Annotated in this window: 14 protein-coding genes; 9 read left to right on the plus strand and 5 right to left on the minus strand. The window is 61.9% G+C overall.

What is annotated here, in order from left to right:
• Nucleotides 1-96 precede the first annotated feature (96 nt).
• A complete protein-coding gene (locus tag HYE77_RS02140; RefSeq protein ID WP_162835184.1) occupies nucleotides 97-273 on the plus strand; it encodes a hypothetical protein in 177 nt (58 codons plus the stop codon).
• On the opposite strand, the gene HYE77_RS02145 is transcribed toward HYE77_RS02140, so the two are convergent.
• Entirely contained in the window at nucleotides 257-1153 is an 897-nt protein-coding gene (locus HYE77_RS02145) for a helix-turn-helix domain-containing protein (protein ID WP_177068348.1), read from the minus strand. The genes HYE77_RS02140 and HYE77_RS02145 overlap by 17 nt on opposite strands.
• 189 nt (nucleotides 1154-1342) lie before the next feature.
• Between HYE77_RS02145 and pobA the strand changes: the two genes are divergently transcribed.
• Together pobA and HYE77_RS02155 are read left to right on the plus strand one after the other, a co-directional pair.
• Complete coding sequence (gene pobA, locus HYE77_RS02150) at nucleotides 1343-2527, plus strand: 4-hydroxybenzoate 3-monooxygenase (protein ID WP_177046293.1); 1185 nt, start codon at nucleotides 1343-1345, stop codon at nucleotides 2525-2527.
• A 74-nt stretch (nucleotides 2528-2601) separates the two neighbouring features.
• Nucleotides 2602-4113, plus strand: coding sequence for an MDR family MFS transporter (locus HYE77_RS02155; protein WP_177068349.1), 1512 nt, complete (start codon nucleotides 2602-2604; stop codon nucleotides 4111-4113).
• A gap of 144 nt (nucleotides 4114-4257) precedes the next feature.
• Here HYE77_RS02155 and HYE77_RS02160 read toward each other — a convergent pair whose 3' ends face one another.
• The 3 genes from HYE77_RS02160 to HYE77_RS02170 are packed head-to-tail and all read right to left on the minus strand — an operon-like array spanning nucleotide 4258 to nucleotide 6294.
• Nucleotides 4258-5097: a cache domain-containing protein gene (locus HYE77_RS02160; protein ID WP_003210658.1), complete on the minus strand. Its 840-nt coding sequence runs from the start codon at nucleotides 5095-5097 to the stop codon at nucleotides 4258-4260.
• A 55-nt stretch (nucleotides 5098-5152) separates the two neighbouring features.
• Entirely contained in the window at nucleotides 5153-5623 is a 471-nt protein-coding gene (gene cynS, locus HYE77_RS02165) for a cyanase (protein WP_177035892.1), read from the minus strand.
• Between the two features lie 29 nt (nucleotides 5624-5652).
• On the minus strand, nucleotides 5653-6294 hold the full coding sequence (locus HYE77_RS02170; RefSeq protein WP_087692575.1) for a carbonic anhydrase: 642 nt from the start codon (nucleotides 6292-6294) through the stop codon (nucleotides 5653-5655).
• Nucleotides 6295-6406: 112 nt separating this feature from the next.
• On the opposite strand from HYE77_RS02170, the gene cynR reads away from it, so the two are divergent.
• Entirely contained in the window at nucleotides 6407-7273 is an 867-nt protein-coding gene (gene cynR / locus HYE77_RS02175; protein WP_177068350.1) for a transcriptional regulator CynR, read from the plus strand.
• Here the strand turns inward: cynR and HYE77_RS02180 are convergent.
• On the minus strand, nucleotides 7248-8024 hold the full coding sequence (locus tag HYE77_RS02180; RefSeq protein WP_087692574.1) for a transporter substrate-binding domain-containing protein: 777 nt from the start codon (nucleotides 8022-8024) through the stop codon (nucleotides 7248-7250). The genes cynR and HYE77_RS02180 overlap by 26 nt on opposite strands.
• A 387-nt stretch (nucleotides 8025-8411) precedes the next feature.
• Here HYE77_RS02180 and HYE77_RS02185 point away from each other — a divergent pair, with 387 nt between their 5' ends.
• The 5 genes from HYE77_RS02185 to HYE77_RS02205 all read left to right on the plus strand — a co-directional run bounded on the left by HYE77_RS02185 (nucleotide 8412) and on the right by HYE77_RS02205 (nucleotide 13176).
• A complete protein-coding gene (locus HYE77_RS02185) occupies nucleotides 8412-9785 on the plus strand; it encodes a glutamine synthetase family protein (RefSeq protein ID WP_003210664.1) in 1374 nt (457 codons plus the stop codon).
• Nucleotides 9786-9930: 145 nt separating this feature from the next.
• Nucleotides 9931-10581, plus strand: a complete 651-nt coding sequence (locus HYE77_RS02190) for a class I SAM-dependent methyltransferase (protein ID WP_003210665.1) — start codon at nucleotides 9931-9933, stop codon at nucleotides 10579-10581.
• A 122-nt stretch (nucleotides 10582-10703) separates the two neighbouring features.
• The gene (gene rnd, locus HYE77_RS02195; RefSeq protein ID WP_008437922.1) at nucleotides 10704-11837 is read left to right on the plus strand and encodes a ribonuclease D; all 1134 of its coding nucleotides are present in this window, start codon (nucleotides 10704-10706) and stop codon (nucleotides 11835-11837) included.
• Nucleotides 11834-12127 (plus strand): YcgL domain-containing protein, encoded by a 294-nt coding sequence (locus HYE77_RS02200; protein ID WP_003210667.1) that lies wholly within the window; start codon nucleotides 11834-11836, stop codon nucleotides 12125-12127. Before rnd ends, HYE77_RS02200 begins: the two co-directional genes overlap by 4 nt.
• Before the next feature lie 116 nt (nucleotides 12128-12243).
• On the plus strand, nucleotides 12244-13176 hold the full coding sequence (locus HYE77_RS02205; RefSeq protein ID WP_087692572.1) for a D-2-hydroxyacid dehydrogenase: 933 nt from the start codon (nucleotides 12244-12246) through the stop codon (nucleotides 13174-13176).
• Nucleotides 13177-13181: the final 5 nt, after the last annotated feature.

Genomic DNA, 13181 nt, shown 5'->3' on the forward strand with positions numbered 1-13181 from the left:
GCATAAACAGGTTGAATGTCGCCCGATAATGGCGACTTGCCCCAGCTGACCTATGCTTATCAAAGCACCTTCTTGATCGGATCAGAGGTCAGCATCATGTCGATCAAAACAAGAAAGTACCTGATGATTTTCACCCTGTGCGCCGCCGCCACCGCGCTCTATGGCACTGCCGCCTACCGCGTCGAACAGACCCGCATGCAGCCGGGCTTCGCCTCCAGCTGCAATCACGGTCAATGCGTTGGCCACATGGCTGCCTTCAGTTCGCTTCGCTAGCGTCCTGGTCGGCTTTCAACTGCTCCCGAAACGCCTTCGGGGAGAACCCGACGCGTCGGCGAAACAGCCGTGAGAAGTTGGTCGGGTCGGAAAAGCCCAACACCTCCGACATTTCATTGATGGTCATGCTGGTGTAGGTCAGCAGGCGCTTGGCTTCCAGCAACTGGCGGTCGTGCATGATCTGCAACGCGGGCTGCCCGCCCAACTCCCGACACGTCCCGTTCAGGTGTGAGACCGAGATCCCGAGCTTGTGGGCCAGGTCTTCGATTTTCGGGTGCTCGCGATAATGTTGCTCTACCAGCTGGGTGAACCGGCGGAAGTATTCGCGGCCCCGCGGTGCCCGTGGATGGCGACGCTGGATGGCCTGGCGGCTGATCCACACCAGCAGTACGCTGACCAGGGCGTGCATCATCATGTCTCGCGCCGGTTGGTCGCTGGCGTACTCCTCCTGCAGGCGCGCAAACAGGCTGTTGAGGTAGTCACTGTCGTTGCCGGCAGGGTAGCTGCCCAGGGCATTCAGGCCATCCAGCGCCGCGCCCAGTTGCCCCTGCAGGTGCGCCATCAGCGGCGCGGCCAGGGTGACCACAAACCCCTCGACGTTTTCGGAAAAGCGAAAGCCATGCACGCATAACGGCGGCAGCACCTGCAGCGTCGATTCATTCAGGGTGCTGCGCTGCCCCTCGATCTCCAGTTGTGCCTGGCCTTTGTGCACGTAAAGCAACTGGCACAGGTCCGCATGCCGGTGGGGCTGGATTTCCCACTGGTACTCACGGCTGCGCCGGGAGATGGTTTCACAGTGCAACAAATCCGGGGTCGGCCATTGCTGGCTCTCACCGTAGAGTTTGAACACTGGAATCGCGGCACTGGCAGTTTTGGTCATGGCTTCATCCGATACTTCGGGAGAGTTGTGCGGTAATCGCCCCAATTGGCGAAAAGCGCAGCTTTGGGCTCAGTTTTCACCTTCTTATGCCGGGCACTCAAGTGAAAAATGCCAGCAACACCTTCAATGACAACTCTTTCACCGGATACGTTCGGATGAAGCTTGCGGGCCATAAAAATAATGAAAACGCTGAAAACCCAAGTCGCCATCATCGGCGCCGGTCCCTCGGGGCTGCTGCTCGGTCAACTGTTGCACAACGCCGGGATCGAAACCCTGATTCTTGAGCGCCAGACGCCGGATTACGTGCAAGGGCGCATCCGTGCCGGGGTGCTGGAACAAGGCATGGTCGACCTGCTGCGCCAGGCCGGCGTGAGTGCGCGGATGGATGCCGAAGGCCTGGTGCATGAGGGCTTTGAGCTGGCGCTGAATGGGCAACTGACCCATATCGACCTCAAGACGCTGACCGGCGGCAAGACGGTGATGATCTACGGGCAAACCGAAGTCACCCGCGACCTGATGGCCGCGCGCCAGGCCAGCGGCGCGACAACGTTGTATGAAGCCGGCAACGTGCAGCCCCATGATTTGAAGAGCCCGGAGCCGTGGCTGAGCTTCGAACATAAAGGCGAGCAGTACCGGCTGGACTGCGACTACATCGCTGGCTGCGATGGATTTCACGGTGTGGCGCGCCAGTCAATTCCCACCGAGGCATTGAAAGTCTTTGAACGGGTCTATCCGTTTGGCTGGCTGGGCATCCTCGCCGACACCCCGCCGATCCACGATGAACTGGTGTACGCCAAGCACGAACGCGGTTTTGCCCTGTGCAGCATGCGTTCACCGACCCGCAGCCGTTATTACCTGCAGGTGCCGGCCGATGAGTCGGTGGACGACTGGTCCGATGCACGCTTTTGGGATGAACTGAAAACCCGCTTGCCCAGCTCACTCACCGAGCAACTGGTGACCGGCCCGTCCATCGAAAAGAGCATCGCGCCACTGCGCAGTTTTGTGGTGGAGCCGATGCAGTACGGCCGCCTGTTCCTGCTCGGCGACGCCGCCCACATTGTGCCGCCCACCGGCGCCAAGGGTTTGAACCTGGCGGCCAGCGATGTCAGTACCTTGTTCAATATCCTGCTCAAGGTGTATCGCGAGGGCCGGGTAGAGTTGCTGGAAAAGTACTCACAGATTTGCTTGCGGCGGATCTGGAAGGCCGAACGGTTTTCCTGGTGGATGACCTCGATGTTGCATCAGTTTCCTGAGGCAGACGGCTTCAGCCAGCGCATTGCACAGAGCGAATTGGAGTATTTCGTGGACTCAGAGGCGGGGCGTAAAACCATTGCAGAAAATTACGTCGGACTTCCTTACGAGGCTATCGAATAGTCAGCTATCTAGTACACTGACGAGCATTCCCGTGGGCCTCCTTTTCCCGCGGGCCCTTGCTCGCAGGTTCTGCCGTGACCAACCTCAATCAGCCCGCCACACCCGCCGTGCGCAGTGTCCTTGTCGCCTTGATGATGGCGATCTTTCTCGGGGCCCTGGACCAGACCATCGTCGCCGTTTCCATGCCGGCCATTTCCGCGCAGTTCCATGATGTAAACCTGCTGGCCTGGGTGATCTCCGGCTACATGGTGGCAATGACCGTGGCCGTGCCGATCTACGGCAAGCTCGGCGACCTGTACGGGCGCCGGCCAATGATGCTGATCGGCATGGGCCTGTTCACCCTCGCGTCACTGTTCTGCGGCATGGCCCAGAGCATGGAGCAGTTGGTGCTGGCGCGGATCCTCCAGGGTATCGGTGCTGGCGGGATGATTTCGGTCAGCCAGGCGATTATCGGCGACATTATTCCGCCCCGTGAGCGCGGGCGCTACCAGGGTTACTTCAGCAGCATGTACGCGGTGGCGAGCGTGGCCGGCCCGGTGTTGGGCGGCTACATGACCGAGTACCTGTCGTGGCGCTGGGTGTTCCTGATCAACCTGCCGCTGGGCGCGGGCGCCTGGTGGGTGGCCCATCGCACGCTGGTGGGGCTGCCGGTGCCGCAACGCAAGCCGGTGATCGACTACCTCGGCACTGTGCTGATGATCGTCGGTTTGACGGCGCTGTTGCTGGGTATCACCGAAATCGGCCAGGGCCATCATTGGCGCGACAATGAAGTGCTGGGGCTGTTGGTCTGTGCCGTGGTGGCGTTGACGGTGTTTGTGTGGCACGAGCGTCGGGCGCGGGAGCCCTTGTTGCCGATGCACCTGTTTGCCAACCGCAGCGCGGTGTTGTGCTGGTGCACGATTTTCTTTACCAGTTTCCAGGCGATTTCCCTGACGGTGCTGATGCCGCTGCGCTACCAGACCGTCACCGGTTCCGGTGCCGACAGTGCCGCCTTGCATTTGCTGCCGCTGGCGATGGGTTTGCCGATGGGGGCGTATTTTGCCGGGCGCATGACCTCGGTGACCGGGCGTTATAAACCGATGATCCTGATTGGCGCCTTCCTGAGCCCGATCGCGATTTTCGGCATGGCGTTGAGTGCGCCTCAGGCGGTGGCGGTCACCAGTCTGTTTATGTTGCTGTGCGGGATTGCCGCCGGGATGCAGTTTCCGACTTCCCTGGTGGGTACGCAGAACTCGGTGGAGCAGCGGGATATCGGGGTGGCGACCAGCACCACCAACCTGTTCCGTTCCCTGGGCGGTGCGGTTGGGGTGGCATGCATGTCGGCGCTGTTGCTGGCGTTGTTGCAGGACTCCAGTGTTGCGCACCTGGCCAGTGGGGCGCTGGTCGCGGAGGGGAGTTCGGGGAATGTGCTGCTGGATGGTTTGAATGCCGCGCCTGGGCCGGCGCAGGATGCCTTGCGGGGGGAGTTGTTGATTACCTTCAGGCATTTGCTGATGGTCAGTGCCGGGGTGTCGTTGTTGGGGTTGGCGGCGGCGATTGCCATGCCTAATCGCGTGTTGCGGGGTCGGGAAGACAAGGCCAAATAGTCGAAAAAATGAATATTAAATGTGGGAGCGGGCTTGCTCGCGAATGCGGTCTGTCAGTTGATAAATAGGTTGGCTGATACACCGCATTCGCGAGCAAGCCCGCTCCCACATTCGATTGCGTTCCAGCATTTAAATAGCTGACCTTCACGGGCTGTAATACCCCACAGCCACCATGAAATGTCCGGTTTTGCGCAAATACGCATGCTTGTTCTCAACCTTTCCGGTCACCGGATTTTTCCAGCGGTACTTGTATTCCCCCTGATCCTGCTCGGCCATGACCGCCAGGATCGGCTCACCCACCGGCTTCCCGTCGGGATCCTTGATCTTGCTGAAATCCGTATTCACCAACCGCGGAGTCGTGCCATGGGCCACGTAGCGCTGGGTGTCGAGGTCAACCACAAACACATACAAATCGTCCTGTAGAAAACCACCCTGCATGGCGTTGATGGCCTTGAGCGTCCCAACCGGGTCTTTCTCCAGCGCCTTGACGGCTTTGTTTCGCAGCGCTCTGGCATGTTCCGGCGTCGCCCGCGGCAGGTAGTAGCCAACGGCCAAAATCCGCTGCCCGACGCGCTGGTAATACACATGCTTGCGCTCCACCTTGCCGTCATTCCAGTTCTGCCACCGGTAATCGGCCTGCTGGATGCCACTGCCCTCAGGCACCGCCAACGCCTCCTTGAACGACTTGTTCAAATCCGGCCCCAGTACCTCGGAAACATTGCGCCCGATCAACGCAGAAGAGGGCCCGCCACTCGCCAGCAGCACGCCCTTGGTGTTGACCACGAACACGTAACGGTCCTGGTCGACGAATTCACCCTGGCGGCTGAACGCCGCAAAAGCCTTGTCACCATTCGTCTGGTAATACGCCAAGGCCTTTTCCAGCAAGGCCTTGGCGGCTTGGGCATCCGCCTCCTCAGCGGTGGCGGCGTGCACCTGGCCAACACATAACAGCAGCAGCCAGGTGGCTCGGAGCATTGCCTTCATTACCCGTCCCTCGATCTTGTTGGTGTGCCAAGAGCGTAGACGGTTTGCCGGCAAATCAGAACGGTTTGGTCGGCAGGTATTTGCCATCCAGGGTGATCACCGCGCGGGAGCCGCCGTCCGGGTCTTCGACCTTCTTGATGTCCAGCTTGAAGTTGATCGCGCTGATGATGCCGTCGCCAAATTGTTCGTGCACCAGGGCCTTGAGGGTCGAACCGTAGACCTGCAGCATTTCATAGAAACGGTACATGGTCGGGTCCGTCGGCACGCCGCCCGGGAAGCTGCCGCGCAGGGGCACGGTTTGCAGCAGGCGGCTGGCGTCCTGGTCGAGGCCAAGCTTTTCGCAGACCACATCGGCAGCGTCCTTGGGCAGCGGATGCTGGCCGAGCAGGGCGGCGGTAACGAACGCCAGGCTCAGGCCGGTGCCGTCGGTGAGGTCCTGCCATGACAGGTTCTTGCGCGCCTTGATGTCGATGATGGTGTCGGCCAGGGCCAGGCGTGGGGATTGGGCGAATTGGGATTGCAGCATGGTGATGTCCTCTTGGGTTTGAATAAGGTTCAGGCGGCGTAGGCACGGGTGGCCGGGTGGTCGAGCAGCGACACGAAGCGCCCGCTGCGGCCATCCAGGGCGTCGATGGCGCCGCTTTCGATGTCGTAGACCCAGCCGTGCAGGCTCAGCCGGCCTTGTTCCAGGGCCAGGGCCACGGAAGGGTGGGTCTTGAGGTTGGCCAGTTGGGCGACCACGTTTTCCCGTACCAGCGAGTTCAGCCGGTCGGCATCCGATGCGTGAGTGCGGGCGGCGTTGATCACCTTGGCCGACTCGGCGTGGCGCAGCCAGTTGGCCACGGCGGGCAAGTGGTCGAGGCATTTGCAGGTGGAGATCGCGGTCATGGCACCGCAGTCGGAGTGGCCGCAGATCACGATGTCGCTGACGCCGAGAACGGCTACTGCGTATTCGACGGTGGCCGACACGCCGCCAGGCTCCGGCCCGTAGGACGGGACGATGTTGCCGGCGTTACGGATCACAAACAGGTCACCGGGTTCCTGCTGGGTCAGCAGTTCCGGGACTACGCGGCTGTCGGAACAAGACACGAACAACGTGCCGGGGTTTTGCGTGGTAGCCAGGTGTTTGAACAGGTCGCTGCGTTGGGTGAAGGCTTCACCCTGGAACTTGCGAAAGCCGTCGATGAGATCTTGCATGGTGGTTCTCCTTGCGTCGCTGATGGGGCAAGGATGGAAGTTTTCAGCTATAGCGTCCAAGACCGGCTTATTATGGTTTCTATAAGTCATGCCTATAGTTGGAGCGCCTTCCATGTTGCTGCGTCATATCCGCTACCTGCTGGCCGTTGCCGAGCACCGTAATTTCACCCGGGCGGCGGAGGCGCTGCATGTGTCGCAGCCGACCTTGTCGCAGCAGATCCGGCAACTGGAAGACACTCTCGGTGCGCCACTGCTGGACCGTTCCGGCAGACGCGTCAGCCTGACCGATGCTGGCGAGGCCTATGTGCGGTTTGCGCGCCTGGCCTTGCAGGATCTGCAGGCCGGCACCCGCGCCATGCATGACGTGCAGGACCTGAGCCGTGGCAGCTTGCGCCTGGCGATGACGCCGACATTTACCGCCTACCTGATCGGGCCGCTGCTGGCGCGATTTAACGGGCTGTATCCGGGGATTACAGTGAGTGTCGAGGAGCTGACCCAGGACCGCATGGAGGCGGCACTGACGGAGGATTTGCTGGATATCGGCATCGGTTTTACCGGCGAGCATTTGCCGGATATCGAGTGTGAAGGGGTGTTTGTCGAGGCGTTGAGCGTAGTGGTGAGCGCCGGTCATCCCGGCATTGATCGACAGTCGTGGCTCCAGCAGCCGTTGGTGCTGCTGAATGCCGGCTTCGCCACGCGTCGCTATATCGATGAGTATTTTCGCAGCCAGGCGGTGAAACCGCTGATTACCATGGAGGCCAATTCCATCAGCGCGATTATCGAAATCGTACGAAATACGCAGTTGGCGACCATCCTGCCCAGCGCGATTGCCCAGGTGCAGCCGGGGTTGCAGGCGGTGCCGCTGAGCCCGCCGTTGCCGCAACGCACGGCGGCGTTGCTCAGCCGCAAGGGAGGCTATCGCAGTGCGGCGTGCAGGGAGTTTGTCGAGCTGATCAGGGCGCAGCCAGCCACTGATTGATGATGCCGTCGTACACGCCGGTCACCGTGCTCAAGTGCAGCCACTGGTCCACATAACTCTTCCATGCGACATCATCGCGGGGCAGCAGGAACGCTTTTTCGCTGTACTGCATGTACCGCTCGGGATTCACCGCGCACAGTCCCGGCTTGAGCTTCTGCTGATACCGCGCCTCGCTGGCGTCGGTGATCATCACGTCCGCCTTGTTCGCCAGCAGTTCCTCGAAAATCGTCACGTTATCCGGGAACAGCGTCAGTTGTGCCTTGCCCAAATGCGCCCGCGCAAATACTTCATTGGTGCCGCCCGCAGGCTCGATCACGCGTACCTGCGGCTGGTTGATCTGCTCCACCGTCTGATAGCGCTGCACATCGGCGCAACGTACCAGCGGGATCTTGCCGTCGACGCCCAATGGTTGGCTGAAAAACGCCTTTTTCTGCCGCTCCAGGGACACTGAAATACCACCCACCGCAATATCACAGCGCTGGGCCAGGAAGTCCGGCATCAGGGTTTTCCAGGTGGTCGGCACCCACTTCACCTGCACCGCAAGGCTCTTGGCCAGGGACTGGGCCATCGAAATGTCGATGCCTTCGTAGCTGCCGTCCGGGCGTAAATAGCTGTAGGGCTTGTAGTCGCCGGTGGTACAGACGCTCATTTCGCCGCGCTGGAGCACTTCATCCAGGCGCGACGCAGGGCTGTCGGCCAGGGCCTGGGCAGACAGGCCGGCCAGCAGGGAAAGGGTCAGCAATGCTTTCATGCGGTCGGGTCCTTGGGCATGGGCAGGGCCGCCATTATTTGCAAATGTTTAGCCACGGCACAACCAAACTCCATCAAGACTGGATTTAACGGCTTAACCTCGCGTGTGAGGCTGCCCGGCATCTCTTTACTGTGAATCCCGCATGGACGGTTCCCCCGACACACACCCTGAGACATCGCCAGGCGCCACCGCGTCCAGCCGTCCGGATCGTCGTCGAGTCACCGCTGATGCCCTCCCTTCCGAACTCGCCTTCTGGGCGCTCTGGCACTGCCGCCACGCGCGCCCACCGGACACCTTTCTCCTACGTTGATTTGCCCGAATGGATGCCCCGCGCATCTGCCCGGCAGCGCCCGCGCGCCTGCCTGACGCGAACGTATGAGAATGCCCATGAGCACGCCCTTTGCCACCCTGCACGAAGCCCAGTCCTTTCTTGAGCAGAACCCGGATATCGAGATGTTCGAGCTGTTCATCCTCGACAACAACGGTGTGCCTCGCGGCAAACTGCTGCACCGCGATGAACTGCTGGCGGTCTATGAAAGTGGCCGGCCGCTGCCGAGTACCATCCTCGGCCTGACCATCAATGGCGACGACGTGGAGAACTCAGGGCTGGTCTGGGAAGTCGGTGATATCGACTGCCGTGCCTACCCGGTCAGCGGCAGTTTGCAGCGCATGCCGTGGCGCCTGATCCCGACGGCAGCAGTGCAAGTCAGCATGCACCCCACCGAAGGCATGCCCGCTACCGTGGCCGATCCCCGGCACCTGCTGGCCAGGGTGATTGACGACCTCAAGGCCGACGGCTATTACCCGGTGATGGCGGCGGAGCTGGAGTTCTATTTGCTCGACCAGAAACCCGACAGCAACGGCCGCCCGCAACCGGCGCGGGATGTCGACGGCGGGCGCCCGCGCTCGACCCAGGTCTACGGCCTGCGGGAGCTGGAGCAGATCGAACCGTTCCTCGCCGACCTCTACAGCGCCTGCAAACTCCAGGGCATCCCGGCGCGCACGGCGATTTCCGAATACGCCCCGGGCCAGGTGGAAATCACCCTGGAGCATCGCAGCGATGCCCTGCAAGCCATGGACGAGGCGGTGCGTTACAAGCGCCTGGTTAAGGGCGTAGCCCACAAGCACGGGATGACCGCGTGTTTCATGGCCAAGCCGTTCGACGATCTGGCCGGCACCGGCATGCACATGCACGTCAGCCTGGCGGACCGCGACGGCAATAACCTGTTTGCCAGCGAAGCGCCCGACGGCACGCCGCTGTTGCGCCACGCGGTGGGCGGCATGCTCAGCACCTTGCTCGACTCGTTGCTGATGTTCTGCCCCAACGCCAACTCCTATCGACGCTTCCAGACCAACAGCTACGCGCCGCTGGCCGCGACCTGGGGCGTGGACAACCGCACCGTCACACTGCGGGTGCCCGGCGGGCCGGCGTTTTCCCGGCATATCGAACACCGTATCTGCGGCGCCGACGCCAACCCGTACCTCGCGGCGGCCGCGATTCTGGCCGGTATCCACCGGGGCATCCGCGAACAGCGCGACCCCGGCGCGCCGGTGGAGGGCAACGGTTATGCCCAGGCCAAGGAGTTGCTGCCCACCGATTGGCTGACCACCTTGCGTGCGCTTGAAGGCTCGGTTTGGGCGCGTGAGGCGTTCGGCGGCGAATTCCTCGGCGTGTACCTGGCGGTCAAGCGGGCCGAATACCGTCAGTTCATGGGCGAGGTGGGCGAGCAGGATTGGCGCTGGTATCTGCACCAGGCCTGAAGATGAAGGCGCTGATCACAGACAGTTAACAGACAGGCAGCGGGCTGGATACTGGTTCTGCATTAACGGCGAACAATCCTTCGACCTTTTTTTCACGAGACGGTGGTTAAGCTGCGAATGTCTGATCCATTAACAGAGTCGTGTGATGCCGTCGCAACCGCCGTCTTCCATCGAGATTGAATTTGCCGAACGAGCTGGCCAGCAGCATGCCCTGGTCTGCGCCGACACGCGTCCGCCGGGGCTGTTGCGGCGCCTGGGGTTGTGGCGCGATGAGCAATTGGTGCGCCGTGCACTGAAGATCGCCGGCGAGCCAGGGCTGATTCTCGACCTGGCGTGCGGCTCCGGGCGCTTTTGGCCGGTGCTGGCCGAGCACAGCAACCGGGTGATCCTGGCGTCGGACAATTCCCAGGACATGCTCGACCACGCCCGTACCCACCACGCGCCGGGCTTGCTCAAGCGGATCAAGACCTTCCAGGGCTCGGCATTTTCCATCGGCCTTTCGGCCAACGCGGTGGACTGCATTTTTTGCCTGGAGTTGTTTCGCCATGTGCCAACGGCAGAAGGGCGCCTGGCCCTGCTCGGTGAGTTTCATCGGGTAAGCCGCGACACGGTAATTGTTTCGGTCAACAGCGACAGCGGCTACCGGGCGTTGCAGCCTGGCCCGGCGGCAGTTGCCAGCCACCGGGCGCAAGTGGAGGCGGAGTTTCGCCTGGCGGGTTTCAAGGTCCTCGGTCAACAGGAGTTCATGCCCGGCTCAGCCATGTGGCGGGTGTATGTCCTGCGTAAGAGAGGATAAGTACCGACTGTCGGACTATTCTTCAGCTCCTATAAGAGTTTTCATGGCGGATGCTGTACTGCGAATGCTCGCAACTCCCTTTCGCGATATATACTGCGCGCCATTCTTCAAGGGAGAGCCGTGTGGCCATCGATATTCACTGGATCTGCGACAACGATAGCCTCGGCCAGCACTGCGCCGAATGGCAGCAGTTGCCATTCGTCGCCCTCGACACCGAATTCATGCGGGTCGACACCTTTTATCCCATAGCCGGGCTGATCCAGATCGGTGATGGCGCGCGCGCTTACCTGATCGACCCCCTGACCATCGACAACTGGCAACCCCTGGCCGCCTTGCTGGAGAACCCGGCGGTGATCAAGGTGGTACACGCGTGCAGCGAAGACCTGGAAGTGTTGCTGCGCCTGACCGGCAGCCTGCCGGTGCCGTTGTTCGACACGCAACTGGCGGCGGCCTACCTGAACCTCGGTTTCTCCATGGGCTATTCGCGGTTGGTGCAAGCCGTCCTCGATATCGAGTTGCCCAAGGGCGAGACCCGCTCCGACTGGTTGCAGCGGCCATTGTCCGAGACGCAAATCAGCTACGCCGCCGAAGACGCGGTGCACCTAGCAGAAGTCTACACACGCCTGCGCCCGAAGCTTTCCGACGACAAATACGCCTGGGTCCTGGAAGACGGTGCCGAACTGGTGGCCAACCTGCGCCGCGAAGTGGACCCGTACGAGGTTTACCGTGACGCCAAGCTCGCCTGGAAACTCTCCCGTGCCCAGCTCGCCGTATTGCGCGAACTGTGCGCCTGGCGCGAACAGCAAGCCCGTGCCCGTGACCTGCCGCGCAACCGGATCATCCGTGAGCACTCGTTATGGCCCCTGGCCAAATCCCAGCCGGATAACCTCGCCGCGCTGGGCAAGATCGAAGACATGCACCCGCGCACCGTGCGCCAGGACGGCGAGTTCCTGCTGGGCCTGATCAAGCGCGCCGGCAGCGTGCCCATGGACCAGTGGCCACCGGCGGTTGCCGAGCCATTGCCGGTGGACGCCGCCACGCTGATCAAGCAACTGCGCGCCCTGGGCCAGGCCGAGGCCGAACGCCTGGACATGGCGCCGGAACTGATGCTGCGCAAGAAAACCCTTGAAGCCCTGGTCAAGAGCGGCTACCCCGAGGGGCCTTACCAATTGCCAGATTCGCTGCGTGGCTGGCGCCGCGAACTGATGGGCCAGGCGCTGCTGGACAGCCTGGCCACTGCCGGAGAACAGCCTTGAAACGTATCTGCTCCATCTATCGCAGCCTCAAACGAAACGAGATGTACCTCTACGTGCTGAAAAGCGATGCACTGGAGCGCGTGCCGGAAAGTCTGCTGGCCGCCTTCGGCAAGCCGCACCACGCCTTCGACCTGGTGCTGAGCCCGGAGCGCAAGCTGTCCCGCGAGGACATCACCGTGGTTCTGGAGAACCTCGAAAAGCAGGGTTACCACCTGCAAATGCCGCCGGCCGAGGACGAGTACATCGAACACTTGCCCGAAGAGCTGCTGCGACGCAATGACCCGATGTGATCGGTCAGTGCCCCGTCCGGGGCACATCATCTATGGAATTCAATTTTTGGCGGCGGCCGCACGGTACAGTGAACTGGACCGGCGGCCGCCTGCAGTGTTTTTGAAAGGTTTGAACCATGCGCGTTCTGATTGCTGAACACGATCACCCGCTGTACGCCCGGCTGCTGCGCGAAGCGGCGCCGGACCTTGAGGTCATGACCAGCGGCGACTCCGCCGAATTGTCGCGCCTGGCGGCCGATTGCCCGGTGTGGCTGGGCCAGCCGGATCTTCTGGCCACCTTGCTGCGCCAGGGGCACCAGCCACAATGGCTGCAATCCACCTGGGCCGGCATCACGCCGCTGCTGGCCGACGGCCTGCCGCGGGATTACCGCCTGACCCGCGCCGTGGGCATTTTTGGCCAGGTGATGGCCGAATACGTGCTGACTTACATGCTTGGCCATGAGCGTGAAGTGCTGGCGCGGCTGGTCAGCCAGGTCGAGCGCAAGTGGGATAACCGCATGGGCCAGAGCCTGGCGGGGCGCAAAGTGCTGATCGTCGGTACCGGTGATATCGGCCGCAGCGTTGCGCAATTCCTGCAGCCGTTTGGCGTTGAGCTGTACGGCATTGCCAGTGAGGCCCGTGAGCAGACGCCGTTTGTCGAAGTTGCCGGGCTCGACGCGTTGCCGCGCCTGGTGGGTGAGGTGGACTACGTGGTCAACCTGCTGCCTAACACACCGAACACCCACGATTTGTACAATGCGGCGCTGTTCAAGCAATTCAAGCCGACCGGGTTGTTCATCAACGTCGGGCGCGGCGTGGCGGTGGTCGATGCAGACCTGGTGGAAGCGTTGAAGGAAGGTCATCTGGCCGGCGCGGTGATCGACGTTTGCCGTCAGGAGCCATTGCCCCAGCGCCATCCGTTCTGGACTGCCTGGGGCTTGCTGTTGACCGGCCACAGCTCGGCGCCGACTTCGCCGGGGATGATGGTGCAATTATTTGTCGAGAATTTGCGCGCGTACCAGGCGCAGGAAACGTTGCGCGGCGAAGTGAGTTTCGAGCGCGGTTACTGACAGCG

Origin of the sequence: Pseudomonas sp. IPO3774, assembly GCF_013386835.1 — a bacterium.
Lineage (GTDB): Bacteria > Pseudomonadota > Gammaproteobacteria > Pseudomonadales > Pseudomonadaceae > Aquipseudomonas.

Bases quoted from the DNA above. Each gene is read 5' to 3' on its own strand.
- HYE77_RS02205 (WP_087692572.1), top strand. From the start codon at position 12,244: ATGCGCGTTCTGATTGCTGAACACGATCACCCGCTGTACGCCCGGCTG.
- cynR (WP_177068350.1), top strand. From the start codon at position 6,407: ATGTTGCTGCGTCATATCCGCTACCTGCTGGCCGTTGCCGAGCACCGT.
- HYE77_RS02170 (WP_087692575.1), bottom strand. From the start codon at position 6,294: ATGCAAGATCTCATCGACGGCTTTCGCAAGTTCCAGGGTGAAGCCTTC.
- HYE77_RS02160 (WP_003210658.1), bottom strand. From the start codon at position 5,097: ATGAAGGCAATGCTCCGAGCCACCTGGCTGCTGCTGTTATGTGTTGGC.
- HYE77_RS02185 (WP_003210664.1), top strand. From the start codon at position 8,412: ATGAGCACGCCCTTTGCCACCCTGCACGAAGCCCAGTCCTTTCTTGAG.
- HYE77_RS02190 (WP_003210665.1), top strand. From the start codon at position 9,931: ATGCCGTCGCAACCGCCGTCTTCCATCGAGATTGAATTTGCCGAACGA.
- HYE77_RS02140 (WP_162835184.1), top strand. From the start codon at position 97: ATGTCGATCAAAACAAGAAAGTACCTGATGATTTTCACCCTGTGCGCC.
- HYE77_RS02145 (WP_177068348.1), bottom strand. From the start codon at position 1,153: ATGACCAAAACTGCCAGTGCCGCGATTCCAGTGTTCAAACTCTACGGT.
- cynS (WP_177035892.1), bottom strand. From the start codon at position 5,623: ATGCTGCAATCCCAATTCGCCCAATCCCCACGCCTGGCCCTGGCCGAC.
- HYE77_RS02180 (WP_087692574.1), bottom strand. From the start codon at position 8,024: ATGAAAGCATTGCTGACCCTTTCCCTGCTGGCCGGCCTGTCTGCCCAG.